Origin of the sequence: Polaribacter sp. R77954, assembly GCF_044595335.1 — a bacterium.
Lineage (GTDB): Bacteria > Bacteroidota > Bacteroidia > Flavobacteriales > Flavobacteriaceae > Polaribacter.
The window spans coordinates 142,970-162,403 of the sequence record NZ_CP138992.1; the positions used below are offsets into that span (position 1 = coordinate 142,970).

General features: G+C 29.9%; 19 protein-coding genes. 11 read left to right on the forward strand and 8 right to left on the reverse strand.

What is annotated here, in order from left to right:
• Positions 1-698 precede the first annotated feature (698 nt).
• The 4 genes from SJY27_RS00540 to SJY27_RS00555 are packed head-to-tail and all read right to left on the reverse strand — an operon-like array spanning position 699 to position 3,958.
• A complete protein-coding gene (locus SJY27_RS00540; protein ID WP_397446291.1) occupies positions 699-1,898 on the reverse strand; it encodes a glutamate-5-semialdehyde dehydrogenase in 1,200 nt (399 codons plus the stop codon).
• A gap of 10 nt (positions 1,899-1,908) precedes the next feature.
• Positions 1,909-2,679: a glutamate 5-kinase gene (gene proB, locus SJY27_RS00545; RefSeq protein WP_397446292.1), complete on the reverse strand. Its 771-nt coding sequence runs from the start codon at positions 2,677-2,679 to the stop codon at positions 1,909-1,911.
• 1 nt (position 2,680) lies between these two features.
• Positions 2,681-3,487 carry a pyrroline-5-carboxylate reductase gene (proC, locus tag SJY27_RS00550; RefSeq protein ID WP_397446293.1) on the reverse strand — a complete coding sequence of 269 codons (807 nt, stop codon included), beginning with the start codon at positions 3,485-3,487 and terminating at the stop codon, positions 2,681-2,683.
• A 54-nt stretch (positions 3,488-3,541) separates the two neighbouring features.
• Positions 3,542-3,958, reverse strand: coding sequence for a GNAT family N-acetyltransferase (locus SJY27_RS00555; RefSeq protein WP_397447944.1), 417 nt, complete (start codon positions 3,956-3,958; stop codon positions 3,542-3,544).
• Between the two features lie 614 nt (positions 3,959-4,572).
• Between SJY27_RS00555 and SJY27_RS00560 the strand changes: the two genes are divergently transcribed.
• Entirely contained in the window at positions 4,573-4,911 is a 339-nt protein-coding gene (locus SJY27_RS00560; RefSeq protein WP_397446294.1) for a hypothetical protein, read from the forward strand.
• A gap of 242 nt (positions 4,912-5,153) precedes the next feature.
• On the opposite strand, the gene SJY27_RS00565 is transcribed toward SJY27_RS00560, so the two are convergent.
• Positions 5,154-6,446: a hypothetical protein gene (locus SJY27_RS00565; RefSeq protein WP_397446295.1), complete on the reverse strand. Its 1,293-nt coding sequence runs from the start codon at positions 6,444-6,446 to the stop codon at positions 5,154-5,156.
• Positions 6,447-6,547: 101 nt separating this feature from the next.
• The gene (gene uvrB / locus SJY27_RS00570; protein ID WP_397446296.1) at positions 6,548-8,536 is read right to left on the reverse strand and encodes an excinuclease ABC subunit UvrB; all 1,989 of its coding nucleotides are present in this window, start codon (positions 8,534-8,536) and stop codon (positions 6,548-6,550) included.
• 156 nt (positions 8,537-8,692) lie between these two features.
• On the opposite strand from uvrB, the gene SJY27_RS00575 reads away from it, so the two are divergent.
• From SJY27_RS00575 to SJY27_RS00615, 9 genes are all read left to right on the forward strand, one after another.
• Positions 8,693-9,190: a zeta toxin family protein gene (locus SJY27_RS00575; RefSeq protein WP_397446297.1), complete on the forward strand. Its 498-nt coding sequence runs from the start codon at positions 8,693-8,695 to the stop codon at positions 9,188-9,190.
• Positions 9,174-9,326, forward strand: a complete 153-nt coding sequence (locus SJY27_RS00580; protein WP_397446298.1) for a hypothetical protein — start codon at positions 9,174-9,176, stop codon at positions 9,324-9,326. The genes SJY27_RS00575 and SJY27_RS00580 overlap by 17 nt, the downstream gene beginning before the upstream one ends.
• A gap of 149 nt (positions 9,327-9,475) precedes the next feature.
• Positions 9,476-10,078: an alpha-ketoglutarate-dependent dioxygenase AlkB family protein gene (locus SJY27_RS00585; protein WP_397446299.1), complete on the forward strand. Its 603-nt coding sequence runs from the start codon at positions 9,476-9,478 to the stop codon at positions 10,076-10,078.
• A 151-nt stretch (positions 10,079-10,229) separates the two neighbouring features.
• Complete coding sequence (gene rluF / locus SJY27_RS00590) at positions 10,230-11,138, forward strand: 23S rRNA pseudouridine(2604) synthase RluF (RefSeq protein WP_397446300.1); 909 nt, start codon at positions 10,230-10,232, stop codon at positions 11,136-11,138.
• Positions 11,139-11,212: 74 nt separating this feature from the next.
• Positions 11,213-12,343 (forward strand): tRNA guanosine(34) transglycosylase Tgt, encoded by a 1,131-nt coding sequence (tgt, locus tag SJY27_RS00595; RefSeq protein WP_397446301.1) that lies wholly within the window; start codon positions 11,213-11,215, stop codon positions 12,341-12,343.
• A 130-nt stretch (positions 12,344-12,473) separates the two neighbouring features.
• Complete coding sequence (locus SJY27_RS00600) at positions 12,474-13,559, forward strand: LptF/LptG family permease (protein WP_397446302.1); 1,086 nt, start codon at positions 12,474-12,476, stop codon at positions 13,557-13,559.
• Positions 13,546-14,460, forward strand: coding sequence for a DMT family transporter (locus tag SJY27_RS00605; protein ID WP_397446303.1), 915 nt, complete (start codon positions 13,546-13,548; stop codon positions 14,458-14,460). The genes SJY27_RS00600 and SJY27_RS00605 overlap by 14 nt, the downstream gene beginning before the upstream one ends.
• Before the next feature lie 74 nt (positions 14,461-14,534).
• Entirely contained in the window at positions 14,535-15,488 is a 954-nt protein-coding gene (locus tag SJY27_RS00610; protein WP_397446304.1) for an acetyl-CoA carboxylase carboxyltransferase subunit alpha, read from the forward strand.
• Positions 15,489-15,491: 3 nt separating this feature from the next.
• Positions 15,492-16,190 (forward strand): DUF3667 domain-containing protein, encoded by a 699-nt coding sequence (locus SJY27_RS00615; protein ID WP_397446305.1) that lies wholly within the window; start codon positions 15,492-15,494, stop codon positions 16,188-16,190.
• Positions 16,191-16,573: 383 nt separating this feature from the next.
• Here the strand turns inward: SJY27_RS00615 and SJY27_RS00620 are convergent, their stop codons facing one another.
• Entirely contained in the window at positions 16,574-17,611 is a 1,038-nt protein-coding gene (locus SJY27_RS00620; protein ID WP_397446306.1) for a TlpA family protein disulfide reductase, read from the reverse strand.
• A 346-nt stretch (positions 17,612-17,957) separates the two neighbouring features.
• Entirely contained in the window at positions 17,958-18,737 is a 780-nt protein-coding gene (locus SJY27_RS00625; protein ID WP_397446307.1) for a nuclear transport factor 2 family protein, read from the reverse strand.
• Between the two features lie 240 nt (positions 18,738-18,977).
• On the opposite strand from SJY27_RS00625, the gene SJY27_RS00630 reads away from it, so the two are divergent.
• Complete coding sequence (locus SJY27_RS00630) at positions 18,978-19,424, forward strand: winged helix-turn-helix transcriptional regulator (RefSeq protein WP_397446308.1); 447 nt, start codon at positions 18,978-18,980, stop codon at positions 19,422-19,424.
• Positions 19,425-19,434: the final 10 nt, after the last annotated feature.

Sequence of the window (19,434 nt, forward strand, 5' to 3'; positions counted from 1 at the left end):
ATAATATTAGGAGATTCTATATTATTTTTTGTCTTTATTGTAAACCATTTATTCTAAATTTTGTAGAGGTAAACCTTCATTCGTTATAAGGTAAGTTCTTAAGATTTCTCTGTTTTATTTAAAAATAACATTCGTTTCAAAAGAATAAAAACAAGTATCATTTCTGTAATACTTTGATTAGTAATTACTTAAAAGTGATTTAGTATTAGCATCCATCAATTTTAAGATAAGGTACCTTTACTATTTTATCTTAGAAGCCTTACTATTGTGTAGCGCATCCCTTTCCATAGATAAAAAATACTAGTATAAATGAATAAAAATACTAGTATAAATAAGTAAAAATACTAGTATAAATGTACAAAAGTTGTAGTTTATTTTAATATTGTAACCAAGTGCGCTACAAAATATAGGATAGTAGAAGAATTTAAGGTACAGCATAAAAAGCAAGTACCCAAGGTATTGTTTTGTAAAATTATCAATTTTTTAAAATAAAAAGATACCTGAAAAGCAGGTCGTATTTTATAAAAGAGGGGAGTATTAGTGAATAGCTTTGAATTCCGCTTGTAATTTTAAAATCGAATACCTTGTACAGACTTTGCACAGTAGCACAACAATTATAAAAAAACAAAAGCTATAATAGTTTGGTTGCGCTATTCAAATTTGTGTTTCCCCTCTTATTCTATAAGGTGTTTAAAGTTTTAGTTGCGTATATGGCCTTCACCAATAATATAATATTTGTTGGTAACCAGCTCTTTTAAGCCTAAAGGCCCTCTATGGTGCAATTTGTCTGTACTTATTGCCAATTCTGCACCTACACCCAATTGCCCACCATCTGTAAAACGCGTAGAAGCGTTTTTGTAAACAGCAGCACAATCTACTTGCTCCATAAAATTATTGGCATTTTCTGTATTTGTGGTCATTATTGAGGCAGAATGGCCACCAGAAAATTGATTAATCATGGTTATGGCTTGCGCTACATTATCAACAGCACCTATACAGCACTTTAACTCTAAAAATTCTTGTTGCCAAATCGATGCGTCTGTAATTAATGGTTGGTCTGCTAAAACCTTTTGTATGTCCTCATCAACTAAAATAGTAACCTTTTTTTCTCTTAAAACAGCTTGTAATTCTTTTACTTTTAATTCGAAATTTTCGATGTTTTTATTGATTAGAATTTTATCTAAAGCATTACAAGCCGATATTTTATCGGTTTTTGCATTAATGATTACTGTTAAGGTTTTTTGCCAATCTGCATGTGCATCAACATATAAAAAATTATTACCTCTACCACTTACTAAAACCGCACATGTGGCATGCTCTTTTACAAAGTTAATTAAACGTTCACCACCTCTTGGTACAATTAAATCTAATGGTTCTGATGGGTTTTTTAAAAAAGCTTGTGTTTCTGTTCTGTTTAATTGCATCAACTTAATATAATTGGTACTTAAATTATTTTCGGTTAACGCTTTGTGCCATAAATCAACTAGAATCAAATTACTCTTTATGGCTTCTTTACCCCCTTTTAATAAGATTTTGTTGTTAGCTTTAAAGGCTAAAACTGCAGCTTCTATGGTTACATCTGGTCTAGATTCGTAAATAATCATGATGGTTCCAAAAGGCGCAGTTTTATTGGTTACTTGTAATCCGTTGTCTAAATTTTTATGACTTATAATTTGATTTACGGGGTCTTCTTGCGCTTTAACTTCGTTTATGGCTTGAATCATTCCATCAATTTTTTGATGGTTTACAATCAAACGATCTAACATGGCTTGATCTTCTTTCTGAAATGCGGCTACATCTTTTTTATTAGCAGTCAGTATGGCTTCTCGATGTTTATCAAGAAGGGTTGCCATACTTTCTAACACGTTATTTTTTGTTGTTATGTCTAGTAATTTCATCATTTAAATTTTAAAGTGCCACTTTTGTTCCTATTGCTTTTCCGTCAATAATATCAATAATGGTATTATCTCTTTTCCCATTTGCAATAAAAGTAGGGATGTTGTTTGCTGCTGCTTCTTGTGCATAATCTAGCTTAGAACCCATACCACCTCTGCCTTCGCCAGGTTTTTTGTTGCTGTCTTTGATGTATTTCTCTAAATTTTCAGTTGGATTTACTTTGGTAATCAAATCGCTATCTTCAGATTGTGGATGCCCAGTATATAAACCATCGATATCTGTTAAAATGATGAGTTTATCTGCATTCATTAATTGTGCAATTAAGCTAGCCAACTCGTCATTATCAGAAAACATAGACATGGTTACAGAAACAGCATCATCTTCATTTGCGATAGGGACAACGCCTTCTGCCATTAAACCTTCGCAACAATTTATCATATTTTGTCTGTGCACACCAGGAGTAAAATCTCTTTTGGTGGGCAATACTTGTGCGCATTTCATGCCAAAATCATTAAAAAGATTGTAGTAATGACGCATCATTCTTGGTTGCCCAATAGCAGAATATACTTGACGTTTTTGTGTTTCGTTTTCAATTTTAGATTCTCCTAACACTTCTTTACCAGCAATTACAGAGCCTGATGAAACAAGAATCGTCATAATACCTCTTTCATATAATTCTGCCACTTGTTGTACCAAGCGTCTTAAAACAGGTCTAACAATTCTGTTATCTCTGTTGGTCATTACATTGGTGCCTACTTTAATTACAATTCTTTCTTTGTACATGTTAATGTTCTTTACCTAATTCTACAGCCCTATTAAAAGCAGCAAAAGCAGCGTCTTTTATCAATTCGTTTACATTATTATCTTCCATAGAATCTAATGCAGCACGTGTTGTACCACCTTTAGAAGCCACTTTTTCCATCCAAGAATTGGGAGATAAGTTAGATTGATTAAACAGCTCTACAGCCCCAGTAAAAGTTTGACTTACCAAAACTGTTGAATCTTGTTTAGAAAAGCCCATTTTAAGTGCAGCTTCCATCATACTTTGCATAAAATAGAACACATAAGCAGGACCACTACCTGAAATTCCGGTTGAAGCATCAATTAATTTTTCGTTACTTACTTCCATAGATTTTCCTGTAGTATCTAAGAGGCTTTCAACGGTTAATTTTTCTAATCTAGAAACCTCTGTTGAGGTTACATAAGAGGTTAATCCTTTACCAATTTGCGCTGGTAAATTTGGCATAGCTCTAACAATTTTTGCCAAACCAGAATATTTTTTAATATTATCGATATTAATACCAGCCATAATAGATACCAAAACTTGCCCTGGTTTTGTAAAAGGTTTTACAGCTTTAAACAAGTTTTCGGCATGATAGGGTTTTACGGCTATAAAAATAATGTCTGCTTTTGGTACACATTCTCCAAGTTCTTTAAAAGCATCAAAATGAGAAATCTCATTGAGCTCTTCTAGTTTTTCTTCAGAATTGTCTAAAACCATAATGTTTTTCTTCTTTAATAATTTAGATTTAGACATGCCTTCTGCGTAGGTTAACCCCATATTACCAGCACCGATTACTAAAATTTTCATTGTATTTTATTTAGTGTTTATGAATATTAATATTTTTGTGTTGTAATGCAATGATTATTGTTTATTCAAAGTCATTTGTACTTTGTGGTCTGTAAAACCTATTTTTTTGAACAAGCCAATTGCATTATTTTCTTTTTTTATGTTAATAGTAATGTTGCCATTGCAATAACCAATGGCTTCTTGTAGTAATTTTGTAGCTATTCCTTTATTTCTAAAGTCTTTATGCACCACTAAGTACACCAAAAGATTTTCGGATTGGTACTCACTCATACCTGTTTTGTTAATGACTAATGCACCAAGTATTTGCTCTTTTTCTTCCATAACAAATACATAGCCTCCTAAGCTAGGAATTTCTTTTGCAGCATATAAAAGCGATTTTCTTATGGCACTTTTAGAGTCTTTAGGCTCATTTAAGTGTTGGTGTAAAAATTTGGTAATGCTATTAATATGTAAAACGACATCCTTGTGAATGCATCAAAGGTGTTGATTATCATTATTATAAATGGGTTTTTATCATCTAAAAATAGATGACAAGATGACTAGCTGTACAGCTAAAGTGTTTTTTAAAAACCGAAAAAACGTAGGGTTACAATAAAGAGAAGGGTAATTTCTCTAATTTCTTTAAAAGAATGGGTGAGGAGGTATAAATTTTTCAGATTGATTTCTAAAAACTAAAAAATTAAAGTTGAATATTCTAAAGTTACGAACCTGATGTATCCTTATTTTCATACTGCAAACTTACAATTTTGTAAGGCTTCAAACAAGTTATACCTGTTTAATTAATTTTTTTTGCTGAATGGTAATCTTTAAAAACCTATTTTAAGTAGTCAATTTTGTTAGGCTAAAAATGGGCTATGTATGATGAATTTTGTGTACCTAAATATACTTAATCACCGTATTTTTAAGTTGGGAAACATGTAAACGCAACCTTTTGTGAGAAATAACATCTAATTAGTAAACCCTATGTTATAATGAAAAAAATAAATTTAATTCTGATAGTTTTTACAATTATTTTTCAAAGTTGTAAAGACGATAATTGTAAAGAACTATGTTTTACACCTCCACAAAGTTTTCAATTTGAAATTGTGGACAAGACGAATGGAGAAAACTTATTCACTAACGGAACTTATGAATCAGCAAATATTGCAATAACTGACAACTTGAATAATGATGAACCAATAGAATTTACGTTTATTTCAGAAAATAATCTGAATCTGATTCAAATCGGTTCTATTGGTTGGCAATCACAAATTGTAAATCTACAGATTGACATTTCTGACAATCACATCTTTAATTTTTACGTTGACGCTGAAAGAAAAATGGGAACATGTTGCAGTTATACAGAATATAACGAAATAACAATTGAAGCATCTGAATTTGAATTAGATACTCAAAATGGAATTTATAAAATACTTGCGGAATAAAAACGATATATATTAAAGATTTATTAGGTTAATTACTTGTTAATGTTGTGTTTACGTTAATGCAATAGGGTTTTCTAAGCAGTTTGTATTTGCGAAATTTATTACTAAAAAACACTGCTAATCTTGTTAAAATACTTTGTGACAACAGTAAAATTATAAAAATGAATACTCTAGTTTTTATAATAAAACATTCATTTTAAGCATTCTAAAAAGTAACTTTAGGATTTAAAATGTGTAATAATTTAAAATATTGAATAACCTAAAGAGAGGTTAAAGATATTATCTCTTTTATTATCTTCTTCAAAACGTATTAATCTACCTTCATTTCCAGAGGATGGTGCACCAAAAAGAACCTCACTATTAAGTTTTCCGTTTAAACTAGGTATATAATTTATTTCTAGGTAAAGGTTATCTAAAATTACACAACCTAAACTACAATTAAAAGCCATTTGACTGCTTGGGCTGTAGTTCAAATTAAGTGAATTAGGGTTGTTGGCTAGAGGAAAGAAGTTAACATTACCTTTTGTTTTATTAAAAGTTAGCCCAGCATCTGCATAAAAATAATTCTTTTTCCCAAATTTAAAATAGTGTCTATAGTTTAAGCCGAAAGTGTTTATTTGAAATTCGTCATCAATGCGAGAATATCCATTTGAATTATCAGTAGAAAAATCGTCTTCAATATTGGTGTTAACATAATATTTATATGAAAAAACAAGTGAAGATTTTTTCTCTATGGTATTAAAGAAATATTCTAAATCAATGCCTGCATTAAAGGCAAAACTTGAATTATTTGTTTTTTTGAAAAATTGAGAGTTGGTATCCGCTACATAGGATTGGTTTAATTGAGAGTAACCCAATTTAGGGGTTAGATTAAAGATATTTTTAAAATTTCTATCAAAAGAATAATTGTGTTTTTTAATAGATAAGTTATTACTTTTTGCATATCGTTCAAAGAAATTTTTAAGGCTATTAAAATCGTATTTTATTTTGCTAAAAATCTTTTCTTTGCCTTTTACGTTTTTAGCATAATTTTTAGCTAATTGATTTCTATAATGTTTTATTTCAATTTTTTTTGTGTTTGCTAAGATCACTTTATATCTTAAAAACTCAAAAGTATTGCCATTTTTAATAAAAAAATATTCGTTATTGTTTTCGTTATAACTTAAAAGAGAAATTTGGTCGGTTTCTAAAATAACTTTTAAGAGGCATTCTTTTTCTGTTAAATTAAAACTTTTTGTGTTATGCTCCTTTTGAGCCATCATTTTTGGATTTAGAGTTTCAAAGGAAACTTTTCCAAGAATAAATTTTGAATTACCAACCTTTAGTTCTTTAAAATTATTCGTATTTAAAATTTCATATGCATTAGTACTCAAGTCTTTTTTAAAAACCAAATCATTTGGTAGTTCAGCACCAAAGGTTTTTACATAGCCCATTATTTTGACATTATCTTTTGTTAATAATGAAGCTTTTCTAAAGCTATTTTGAGAGCAAATAATTGTGGAAAAGAATAAAAAGAGAATCGTAAGGGGTTTCATAGTTGTTTTAATTTTTTTTAGCAATTCAATGATATCAAAAATATAGTTTTTTTTTGAACTATAGTTTATTCTATTGTGAAACTTAAAAAAATGAAATTAAATTATAAGCTCTCTTTTAAAACAGCAATTTCATCACGTAATTTAGCCGCTACAATAAAGTCTAAACCTTTGGCTGCAGCCTCCATTTCTTTTCGTTTATTTCGAATGCGTTTTTCAATTTCTTCTTTAGGTAAATACTGCAAGTCTTGTTCTGCAGCTACTTGTTTTGCATTGTCATAATGATAACTAGAAACCGCAGATTTTGTTAACGTATCTTCAATTTTTTTGTTGATTTGAGTAGGTACTTTATTGTGTTTGGTATTGTATGCAATTTGAATTGCGCGTCTTCTATCTGTTTCATCTATAGTAGATTGCATGCTTTTTGTTACTTTGTCAGCATACATAATGGCCAAACCATTTACGTTACGTGCAGCTCTACCCACAGTTTGCGTTAACGATTTGTTATTACGTAAAAAACCTTCTTTATCAGCATCTAAAATAGCGACTAAAGATACTTCTGGTAAATCTAATCCTTCACGTAAAAGGTTTACACCAATTAAAACATCAAAGAGTCCTTTACGCAAATCTTGCATAATTTCTACACGTTCTAAAGTGTCCACGTCAGAATGAATGTACCTACAACGAATATCCACTCGTGTTAAATATTTGGTCAATTCTTCTGCCATTCTTTTGGTTAACGTGGTTACCAAAGTACGCTCGTCTTTTTCTACTCTAATTTGTATTTCCTCAATCAAATCATCAATTTGATTCAGGCTTGGGCGTACTTCAATTGGTGGATCTAATAATCCTGTTGGTCTAATAATTTGCTCAACAAAAACACCTTCTGTTTTTTGCAATTCGTAATCGGCAGGTGTTGCAGAAACAAAAATGGTCTGGTTTTGAATGGCTTCAAATTCATCAAATTTTAAAGGACGATTGTCCATAGCTGCAGGCAATCGAAAACCATATTCCACTAAATTCTCTTTTCTACTTCTGTCTCCTCCATACATGGCATGGGTTTGTGGCACAGTTACGTGGCTTTCGTCAATCACCATTAAATAATCATCAGGAAAATAATCTAACAAACAGAAAGGTCTTGTGCCAGGTTCTCGACCATCTAAATAGCGTGAATAGTTTTCAATACCAGAACAATAGCCCAATTCTCGAATCATTTCTAAGTCGAATTCTGTGCGTTCGTGCAATCGTTTAGCCTCCAAATGTTTGCCAATTTCTTTAAAATAGTTTACTTGCTTTACCATGTCTTCTTGTATTTGATGAATGGCATTTTGCAACACATCAGGAGAGGTAACAAACAAGTTTGCAGGGTAAATGGTTAAGTGTTCAAACTGCTCAATAACAGTATTATTTTCTAAATCGAAAGCTTCAATTTCTTCAATTTCATCACCAAAAAAATGCACACGATACCCATTATCACCATAAGAAGGATAAATGGTTACCACATCACCTTTTACTTTAAAGGTTCCGCTTTTTATTTCAACTTCGGTTCTAGAATATAAACTTTGCACCAATTGATGTAAAAATTTGGTTCTAGAAATCTGTTGATCTCTATGAATAGGAATTACGTTTTTCTTAAATTCAGTAGGATTTCCAATACCATACAAACACGAAACTGAAGCCACAACCAAAACATCTCGTCTACCAGAAAGTAGAGAAGAGGTGGTGCTTAATCGTAATCGCTCAATATCTTCGTTAATAGATAAATCTTTTTCGATATACGTTCCAGTAACAGGAATGTAAGCTTCAGGTTGATAATAATCATAATAAGAAACAAAATATTCCACAGCATTTTCTGGAAAAAACTGCTTAAACTCAGCATACAATTGCGCTGCCAGGGTTTTGTTGTGTGCTAAAACTAGCGTAGGTTTTTTGACTTCTTTTACCAAATTAGCCACTGTAAAAGTTTTACCTGAACCAGTAACACCTAATAAAGTTTGAAACTTTTCTCCAGAAATAACGCCTTCTGAAAGTTGTCTAATAGCTTCTGGTTGATCTCCTGTTGGAGCAAATTCTGATACCAATTTAAATTCCATTTGGTAAAAATACACAACCTCTTGAATAATTTTGTCAATTTGTATGAATTTTAAGAATTTAGGAAGTTAAATTTATGACTAATCGTATTGATAAAAATTAAAAAAAATAGTGATTCGTTTTTTTTATTTAAAAAACCATTAAATTTGTTAAAGTGGATGAAAGAAATTGTAAATGCAGATGAAATTGCAAAAGGCCTATCTCCTTTTCAACCAGAAAAAGTATCGTTTGAATCGGGTAGAATAATGATCAATAGAATTAATGAACTTTTGAAAGAAAATGAAAGTTTTGCTTTTGAGACAACATTATCTACTCGAAGTTACAAAAATAAAATACTAAAAGAAAAAAGCCAAGGTTATACTGTAACATTGCTGTTTTTTTGGCTAAATAATATTGAATTAGCAAAAGAACGTGTTAAAATAAGAGTACTTGAAGGAGGACATAATATTCCAAAAGATGTTATTGAAAGAAGATATCTAAAAGGAATTTATAACTTATTTGATATATATTTACAAATTATTGATGGTGCATTTATATTCGATAATTCCTTTGGTAAACATAAATTAATTGCTCAAAAATTAAGTAATGAAGGTTTAATGATTATTGATAAGGTTAAGTTTAGTAAATTAAAACAATTTTATGACAACAAAAGATAAACAAATCGAATTTAAAGAAAAAGTTTTGAAGGGACTTGAAAAAGTTTATGAAAAAATGGTTGAATTTAAAAAAGAAAAAAATACTGAAATAGTTATTATGAAAGGAGATAATATCATAAAAATAAAGCCAGAATAATAGAATTGCCTTTAGTAGATAATAAAATATTTTTTATTGAGATATACTTTTAACAGCATAATTAAGAATACTATTTTTTAAATTAGATTTTTATACTATTTCGATAAATATCAAAATCGCTCCAACTGACCTTCTTTAAATTTTGTGTTATGGATTTATTTTCTTCGGATACAATAACAAACATTTTACCTTTTGATGGCATTACCAATTACCATGGAATTGTTTTAGACCAACAACAATGCGATTTTTACTATCAACAATTGTTCACAACCATCAACTGGAAAAATGATGAAGCGATTATATTTGGAAAAAAAATCATTACCAAAAGAAAAGTAGCTTGGTATGGTGATGCTGAATATTCCTACACGTACTCTAAAGTCACAAAAACGTCTAATATTTGGACAAAAGAGTTGTTAGCACTCAAACAAATCGTAGAAAAAGAAAGTGGTGAAACGTATAACTCGTGTTTGTTGAATCTTTATCATTCTGGGGATGAGGGAATGGCTTATCATTCAGATGGAGAAAAAATGTTGAAAAAAAACGGGGCAATTGCATCATTATCTCTTGGTGCAGCCCGTAAATTTTCTTTTAAACACAAAGAAAACAAACAACGAATTGATGTTTTTTTAGAAAGAGGGAGTTTATTGGTCATGAAAGGAGCAACTCAAACCCACTGGTTGCACAGGTTGCCACCCACAAAAAAAGTAAACTCACCACGAATAAATTTAACGTTTAGAACGATAGAACTTTAGTGTTAAGGGCACGATTTTCACAGATTTTTACAAATCCGTATTTTGTTATATTGAATTATTCGTGAACATTAGTGAAATCTGTGTCAACTTTTTAGTTTTACATAAATCAATGCAAGATAAATATTGACTATTTTTGCTAAAATTCTATTTCTTGGAAAATAATAGTCAACAATCTATAAACCTTAATAAATTTATCAGTTCTACTGGAATTTGCTCACGTAGAGAAGCTGAAAAATTAATTGTAGAAGGACGAGTAACCCTCAATGGAAAACCAACACAATTAGGCAATCGTGTCTTTAATAAAGATGTTGTTAAAGTTGATGGTCGATTATTAAAACACAAACCAAAAACATTATACATTGCCTTAAATAAGCCTGTAGGTATTGTATCAACCACAGATTCTAGAGAAAGAGATAATATTGTAAAAGCGGTAAATCATCCCCAAAGATTATTTCCAATTGGGCGTTTAGACAAACCCTCTGAAGGATTAATTTTTTTAACCAATGATGGTGATATTGTTAATAAAATTTTAAGAGCTGGTAATAATCACGAAAAAGAATACATTGTTGCTGTTAATAAAAAAATTGATGCCGATTTTATTCAAAAAATGAGTAATGGAATTCCGATTTTAGGAACGGTTACCAAGAAGTGTAGAGTAGAAAAAATATCAGAAAAAGTTTTTAAAATTATTTTAGTTCAAGGATTAAACCGACAAATTCGAAGAATGTGCGACTATTTAGGCTATGAAGTTACTAAATTAAAACGTACACGAATTATGAATGTAGAGTTGGGGAAACTTACTACTGGAGACTGGCGAGAATTGACAAATGAAGAGCTTAATGAAATCAATAAAATGATTGCAACATCTTCTAAAACAGAAGAAGCATCAATTAGCATCTCTAAAGAAAGTAAACCAAAAACTACAAACAAAAACAAATCAAGTAGAAAATCAGCGCCTGCTAAAAACGAGTTCAATAAAAAGAGTGCTTCTTTCAGAAAATCATCACCAAAAAACAAAAAAAACAACTCTAAATCTAATTTTCGTAAAAAACGAAAATAACCAATATCTTAAAAGTTTCTAAATTCCTTTTCTTTGATAAGGTTAGCATTGGCTTTTTACTATCTTTGCCAGCAATGAATTTTGACTTAATACAAACAGACCCAAAGAGTAAAGCAAGAGCAGGAGCCATAACTACAGATCATGGAGTTATAGAAACCCCTATATTTATGCCTGTTGGTACTGTAGGTACTGTAAAAGGTGTACACCAAACAGAGCTTAAAACAGAGGTAAATCCTGATATTATTTTAGGAAATACTTATCATCTATATTTAAGACCTAAATTAGATATTTTAGAACAAGCTGGTGGGTTACACAAATTTATGAATTGGGATAGAAATATCTTAACAGATTCAGGTGGATATCAAGTATATTCTTTATCAGGTCGTAGAAAAATTAACGAAGAAGGGGTAAAATTCAAAAGTCATATAGATGGTTCTATGCACTTTTTTACGCCAGAAAACGTAATGGAAATTCAACGTACTATTGGTGCAGATATTATTATGGCATTTGATGAATGTACACCATATCCTTGCGATTATAACTATGCAAAACGCTCTATGCACATGACACATAGATGGTTGAAACGTTGTATGAATCATTTAGAAACCTTACCCTTTAAATACGGTTACGAACAAACGTTTTTTCCAATAGTTCAAGGAAGTACGTATAAAGATTTACGAAGACAATCTGCAGAATATATAGCCAATGCAGGCGCACAAGCCAATGCTATTGGCGGACTTTCTGTAGGTGAGCCAGCAGAAGAAATGTATGCTATGACAGAGGTGGTTACAGAAATTTTACCAGAAGATAAACCACGTTATTTAATGGGTGTAGGTACTCCAATAAACATTTTAGAAAATATTGCTTTAGGTATTGATATGTTTGATTGTGTAATGCCAACTAGAAATGCAAGAAATGGAATGTTGTTTACGGCTCATGGTACCATCAACATAAAAAATAAAAAATGGGAAAATGATTTTTCACCCATAGACGAAATGGGAATTACAAATGTAGATACCTATTATTCTAAAGCTTATTTACGTCATTTATTTGTAGCTAAAGAAATGTTGGGGAAACAAATTGCTTCTATTCATAATTTAGGATTTTATGTATGGTTAACGCGTGAAGCTAGAAAGCATATCATTGCAGGAGATTTTAGAGAATGGAAAGACAAAATGGTGGTTCAAATGGATAAGCGTTTGTAATTTTTAGACATTAGAAGTTGGAAGTTGGAAGTTCGTGAAAAAGAATTTCAAAGTAAAATTAAAGAAATAAGTAAAAAATAATCACTTCGTAGAAGTTCTTCCCTTTGGGAAGGATTTAGGATGGGCTCTTATGAAAATTATAGATTGGTACATATTAAAAAGATTTTTGGTAACCTTTTTGTTTACCCTTTTGATTTTGATACCTATTGCAGTAGCAATTGATATTTCAGAAAAAATTGACAATTTTTTAGAACACTCAGATTTAGGATTTTATCAAATTGTAGATGAATATTATAAAAACTTTATCATCTATTATACCAATACATTTATGCCTTTGGCATTATTTATTGCTGTAATTTTATTTACTTCAAAATTATCTAACAATACAGAAATTATTGCCATTACCAATGCAAAAGTATCTTTTACACGCTTTTTATATCCTTATTTTATTGGGGCTTCTTTAATAACAGTTTTATCATTGGTTATGAATCATTTTGTGGTACCAATGAGTAGTAAAACTAGAAAAGGTTTTGAAAAGGAATATTTGAATAATAACAGGCAAAAATACGAGTTTAAATATGTAAACGATTTTAGTTTACAACTTACAGATAGTACTTATATTTTTATACGTAACTTTAACACAGAAAATAATAGAGGTTATGATTTTACATCAGAATTGTATGATGGATTAAAATTAAAATCAAAATTATTTGCTGATAATATTCAATATACTGATTCTACATTTTCACTAAGAAATTGGAGGTTGAGAAAATATTATAAAGAGAGAGATAGCATTTTTTCTGGTAATAAAATAGATACCGTTTTTAATTTTACACCTAGAGATTTAATTTATAAATTGGCATTATCTCAAGAAATGTCTTCTGATGAATTGTACGAATTTATAGAAGTCTCTAAAAAAAGAGGGGTTAAAAATTTAAACGCTTACTTGGTAGAATTTCACAAAAGAACAAGCTTACCTATAGCATCTTATATTTTAACAATCATTGCAGTTGCTTTAGCTTTTAGAAAAAGAAGAGGTGGCACAGGTGTAAACTTAGCCATTGGTGTGGGTATGATGTTTATGTATGTTTTCTTATTAAAAATTTCTGAAGTTTTAGGAGCTGTAGCTGGCGTAAACTCACTATTGTATGTTTGGATGCCAAATATGTTCTTTGGTTGTGTTGCCATATATTTATATTTAAATGCCAGAAAGTAAGTTAAAAAACTATGCGCTTTTACATCTCATTGTTTTTATTTGGGGGTTTACGGCTATTTTAGGCGCATTAATTTCTATTGATGCCATTCCATTAGTTTTTTTTAGAATGGGGTTAGCAGTAATTTTTATTGCTATCTATTTTATCATTAAGAAAAAGAGTTTTCAAATTGATAAAAAAGGAATGGTAAAGTTTCTTTTTACAGGAATTATAATTGCATTACATTGGATTTTCTTTTTTAAAGCTATAAAAGTTTCTAACGTTTCTGTGGCTTTAGTTACCATGAGTACAGGTGCTTTTTTTGCCTCTTTAATAGAGCCTCTTTTTTTTAAAAGAAGCATAAAAACATTAGAAATAGTATTGGGTTTAGTAGTAATTGCGGGCTTATATATTATTTTTAATTTTGAAAGTCAATACCAATTAGGAATTTTATATGCACTATTATCATCCTTTTTAAGTGCATTATTTGCGGTTTTAAATGGTTTGTTTATTAAAAAATATGACGCTAGTAGAATTTCTTTCTACCAACTCTTAGCAGGTACATTGTTTGTATTAGTCTACATATTGGTAACAAAAAATATATCATTATCTTTTTTTAATTTACCAAAAATGGATTGGCTATATTTATTTATTTTAAGCAGTATTTGTACAGCTTATGCTTTTATTGCTTCTGTTAAAATAATGAAATATTTATCGCCATACACAGTAATGCTTACTGTAAATTTAGAGCCTGTTTATGCCATTGTTTTGGCACTTTTTATCTTTGGTGATAAAGAAAAAATGAATCCAGAATTTTATTTAGGTGCGTGCATTGTGTTAGGTGTGGTTTTAATTAACGGTATTATTAAAAATAAAACCGCTTTAAAACAGAAGTTTCAACAACGTGTAAAACTAAAAAATTAAATTGATTTTGTGAAAGAAAGTAATTTTTATAGTATGTTTGCTAATCCAAATAATTGAATCAAAATAACAACATTATGGAATATTTAGATTTTGAAATGCCAATAAAAGAGTTGCAAGATCAACTACAAAAATGTCAGATTATTGGTGAAGAAAGTGATGTTGATGTTACAGCAACTTGTAAAAAAATAGAGAAAAAATTAGCTACTGCTAAAAAAGATATATATAAAAATTTAACACCTTGGCAAAGGGTTCAATTGTCAAGGCACCCAAACAGACCTTATACATTAGATTATATCAATGCAATATGTGGAGATACTTTCATGGAATTGCATGGAGATAGAAATGTAAAAGATGATAAAGCCATGATTGGCGGTTTAGGAAAAATAGGCGATCAATCGTTTATGTTTATTGGGCAACAAAAAGGCTACAATACTAAAACGCGTCAATTAAGAAATTTTGGAATGGCAAATCCAGAAGGATACAGAAAAGCCTTACGCTTAATGAAAATGGCTGAGAAGTTTGGTATTCCTGTGGTTACTTTGTTAGATACTCCTGGAGCTTATCCTGGTTTAGAAGCAGAAGAACGTGGCCAAGGAGAAGCTATTGCAAGAAATATTTTAGAAATGACACGCTTAAAAACACCAATTATTACCATTGTTATTGGTGAAGGCGCTTCTGGTGGTGCTTTAGGGATAGGAGTAGGAGATAAGGTATATATGATGGAAAATACTTGGTATACTGTAATTTCTCCTGAATCTTGTTCATCAATTTTATGGCGTAGTTGGGAGTTTAAAGAGCAGGCTGCTGAAGCTTTAAAATTAACGGGTGCTGATATGAAAAGGCTAAAGTTGATTGATGGAATTATTAAAGAACCTGTAGGTGGGGCGCATTCTAATAGACAAGGTGCTTTCGAGGCCGTACAAAATCAAATTATAAAAGCTTTTGACGAATTAAAAGGTTTAAATGAAACGAATTTGGTGCTTCAACGAATGGAAAAATATGCTAATATGGGCGTTTATAAAGAGTAAAATGTGCCTTGCATAAACTGCAATATCGAATTTAAAGGTGATTTTTGTCCAACTTGTGGAGAAAAAAAAGATGTAGATAGAATTACTTTTCAATCTATTACTACATCTGTATTTTCAGGATTTTTAAATATGGATAAAGGGTTGTTATTCAATCTTAAAAACCTAACTATTCATCCCAAAAAAACTATTCTTAATTACATTAATGGAAAAAGACGCCAAGTTTTAAACCCTATTAGTTACGTAATTCTTACCATTAGCGTTTATTTGTTTTTAGGTAGTATATTGCCAAGAGGAGAACGACCAGAAGTTTCAAAAATAGATCTGTTTGATGCTCAAGAAATGGGTATGAAAGTGGGTTATTTTATGCGAGACAAAATGAAATTTCTCTGGTTTACTTATGCCATTTATACCTCAATCTTTACAAAGTTAATTTTTAAGAAATATAATTTTTTCGAACATTTAGCAATCAATTGTTTTATTTTAGGACATGCCACCATCTTAGCAATTTTAACAAGATTGGTTTATAATAGAGAAATTATCATCTTTAATTTTTTGGTTTATGCCTATATTTCAATTTTACTGTATAAAGTATTCAAAGATCCTAAAGATGCTTTTGGCTCTGCAGCAATATCAATTTTGGTGGTGTTTTTAAGTTTTCTTGTCTTTTTAGGGGTTCCATTTTTGTTGGTAAACTTTTTGTAATTTAAATTCTACTACAATATTTATTTGGTTGTCTTTCAAAATAATGTCATTTAGATTATAATAGATTATTCTTAGTCTAAATTTGAGATTTTTCAACTACACAATTGCATCGTAAGTTGTTTTCAATAGAATCCTTAATCATCTTAAAATTAGTATTATCTAAAATGCACAACGAGTTGCAATAATATTATTATTCACAATTTCATCAGTTTTATATTGTCTTTTAGGACAGTTTATAATCATCATGTATTTATAATGCAAATAATATTTTTTTTTTTAATCTTACCTGCTCTAAATCTTAACAGGGATAACTAAACTACAAAGGCCTTTAAGTGTAAACTTAAAGGCCTTTGTAGCTGTTTTAAAAGAATTCAGAAATACAACTAGATTCCTAAAGACGTAAATAATGATTTTAATTGTGGATCTGAAGGTCTTGGAGCATTAGCTTCTACAATATTTCCTTCTGGATCTATTAGAATAAATCTTGGTATAGAATTAATTTGATAGGCTTGCTGAAAAGAATAATCTTGACCAGACCATAATTGTACTCCACCTAATTCACGCTTTTTAACAAAATCGCGCCATTTTTGTTCAGCAGCTTCCCAAGAGCCCCCATTTCGTCTAGATTCGTCTGTAGAAATACTTACAAAAGCTATATTTTTATTATGATATTCTTTTTCTATGTTTTTTAAATAAGGTATTTGCTGAATGCAAGGTCCACACCAAGTTGCCCAAACATCAATATATACGTATTTACCTTTAAAATCATCTAAAGACAATTTACCACCTTTTACATTTGTATAATTTTCAAATTTAGGAGATGGCTTACCTTTTCCCATAATTTTACTTTGCTGATACGCATTATCAAAGTATGTAATTAATTGTTCATTTTGCTGTTTTACAGTAGCATATAAAGTGCTATCTAAGTTGTTATATGCGTTTAAAATACTATCATATTCTGTCTTTAAACCCTCTATTTTTTTACGAAATGCTTTTTCATCAAGATTTAAAATTAACTGAGGGTTACCAATAGTTTGTCCTTTTTTAATTCGAGCTAATATAAAATTTGTGTTAGATGCACCTTTTCCAGAATATTTAAAACTTTCCATAAATTCTTCTGAATTACCATTTAAAGTAATATCAAAGCCATTTTTTAAGTAAATAGGAGCAACTTTATTTGCACTTGTTTGTATGGTATAAATTTCGCCTTCATCACTTTTTAATTTTAAAGTGTCTTTAAAAGTACCTTCAGCATCTATTTTAATTTCTTTAATAATACCTTGTCTATTGGCAATAGCCATAATAGAATCTTTATTGTTTGCTAACTTACCAGAAAAAGTAAGGTATTCTTTGGGTTTCTCTTGGCTACACGCAACCATTATTAATAACCCAAAAAGTAGTGTACATATTTTTTTTGTCATTGTAAATAAAAAATTTTTGCTAATATATAACATATAACGTCATTAATGATGTTAAAACTTAGTACGCTACTGATTTTTAGGTATCATTATAAAAAAGGTAGCCATGGATGTGACTACCTATTTAAAATAAGGTGAGTTTGATGTAAATATTCTGATTATTAATGTATTATATTTTTTATTCTTTGAAACGAATGTCATTTCTACTAAAATGGAGAAATCTTAATTTAAATTTGAGATTTCTTAGCTGCACTATTTTGCGCAAGCTAGTTTCAATAAGTTTATTTTACCACTGTAATGTTCGGTTTGATTTGTGTTATAAATTGTTATTTTTAGCATTTAAAAAAAATTAAAACCCGAACATTCCATTAGTATTTGCTAAATTTACAGTAGGTATTTCTTGAATTACATCCCAATGCTCTACAGCTTTACCATTTTCAAAACGAAGTAAATCATAGAAAACCTGTTTTTTACCATTCCATTCTCCTTCACTAATTGTTAAAACAAAATTACCTTCACCTAAAACTTTATGGATTTTAGTATACTTGAACATATTGTTTTGAGAGGTCAAATATTTAACTGCCTCAATAATACCACTTAATCCATCTTTTATAGAAGGATTATGCTGATGATATTTCTTAGAACTAATATAGTCTGTTATTTTGTTGGGATTTTTACCCATCAAAATATCTTTAACCATGTCTGTAGCGATTTCTTTATTTTTATCAGTTTTGCTTAAATCAATAATGTCTGTTGCTCCATCAGTTTGTGTTCTTCCACTTGCAGTTTGAGATATAAAAGGTTGTAAGGCATCCCAATGTTCTGCTATTTTACCGTTTTCATTAAAACGTAAAATATCAAAAGAAACCATTTTTTCTGCGCCAAAGGGTTTTGCTCCTGTCCAAAATTGATGTAATACTACAAAATTTCCATCTTCAATGGCTCTTATGGTTTGAGCTTTTGTTCCGTTTTCTTTTAATATAGGAAATAGACTTATAAAAGGAGACAAGCCTGTTGGTAAAAATGGATTATGTTGAATATAATTTTCAGTTGCCAAAGCTCGTACTTTTGCTTCATTTTGCGAGGTTACAGCTTCTACAAAAGCTATAGCAGTTTCTTTTTTAGTCATTTTTGTTTTTGTTGAGTTAGAGATTGTTTTTGTTGAGGTACAACCTAAAAATAGGCTTACAATAAGAGTAATGAAAACTGTATTTTTCATAAGTAAAGAGAATGATTTAAAATTATTACTTGTTTTGTGCAAGCAAATATATATAAATACTTTTATTATGCAAGTAAAAAATATATATAATTGCATTTTACAAGTAAAAATAGATTTCGATATATTTGTAATTTAATTCAAAATATAAGTATGGATTATAATTTTAGATGCGATTGCCCATTTACATCTGCTTTAGATATTATTGGAGATAAATGGATTTTAGTTATTATTAAACAGATGTTGATTGAACATAAACAAACATTTAAGAGTTTTGTTGAAAGTGATGAAGCGATTGCTACCAATATTTTGAGCGCAAAATTAAAGTGGTTAGAGGATTTTGGAATTGTTTTAAAAACGAAACTTATTACTAATAAAAAATCAAATATTTATCTTTTAACAGAAAAAGGGTTAGCATTAACACCCTTAATTGTAGAACTAGGTTTTTGGAGTGATCAGCATTTAAGAGAGTTTCATCCAAGTCTTGTAGAGGGTGTAACTATGGATGTATTGCGTAAAGATAAAGCTCAGTTTACAAAAAATGTTGAGCAAAGTTATAGAGAGATGCTAGCAGCAATCAATACATTAACGCATGGTTAATGTATTAATT

Coding starts and splice junctions, on each gene's coding strand:
- uvrB (WP_397446296.1), bottom strand. CDS start 8,536: ATGGAATTTAAATTGGTATCAGAATTTGCTCCAACAGGAGATCAACCA.
- tgt (WP_397446301.1), top strand. CDS start 11,213: ATGAATTTTGACTTAATACAAACAGACCCAAAGAGTAAAGCAAGAGCA.
- SJY27_RS00540 (WP_397446291.1), bottom strand. CDS start 1,898: ATGAAATTACTAGACATAACAACAAAAAATAACGTGTTAGAAAGTATG.
- SJY27_RS00565 (WP_397446295.1), bottom strand. CDS start 6,446: ATGAAACCCCTTACGATTCTCTTTTTATTCTTTTCCACAATTATTTGC.
- proB (WP_397446292.1), bottom strand. CDS start 2,679: ATGTACAAAGAAAGAATTGTAATTAAAGTAGGCACCAATGTAATGACC.
- proC (WP_397446293.1), bottom strand. CDS start 3,487: ATGAAAATTTTAGTAATCGGTGCTGGTAATATGGGGTTAACCTACGCA.
- SJY27_RS00600 (WP_397446302.1), top strand. CDS start 12,474: ATGAAAATTATAGATTGGTACATATTAAAAAGATTTTTGGTAACCTTT.
- SJY27_RS00620 (WP_397446306.1), bottom strand. CDS start 17,611: ATGACAAAAAAAATATGTACACTACTTTTTGGGTTATTAATAATGGTT.
- SJY27_RS00585 (WP_397446299.1), top strand. CDS start 9,476: ATGGATTTATTTTCTTCGGATACAATAACAAACATTTTACCTTTTGAT.
- SJY27_RS00625 (WP_397446307.1), bottom strand. CDS start 18,737: ATGACTAAAAAAGAAACTGCTATAGCTTTTGTAGAAGCTGTAACCTCG.
- SJY27_RS00605 (WP_397446303.1), top strand. CDS start 13,546: ATGCCAGAAAGTAAGTTAAAAAACTATGCGCTTTTACATCTCATTGTT.
- SJY27_RS00575 (WP_397446297.1), top strand. CDS start 8,693: ATGAAAGAAATTGTAAATGCAGATGAAATTGCAAAAGGCCTATCTCCT.
- SJY27_RS00630 (WP_397446308.1), top strand. CDS start 18,978: ATGGATTATAATTTTAGATGCGATTGCCCATTTACATCTGCTTTAGAT.
- SJY27_RS00580 (WP_397446298.1), top strand. CDS start 9,174: ATGACAACAAAAGATAAACAAATCGAATTTAAAGAAAAAGTTTTGAAG.
- SJY27_RS00610 (WP_397446304.1), top strand. CDS start 14,535: ATGGAATATTTAGATTTTGAAATGCCAATAAAAGAGTTGCAAGATCAA.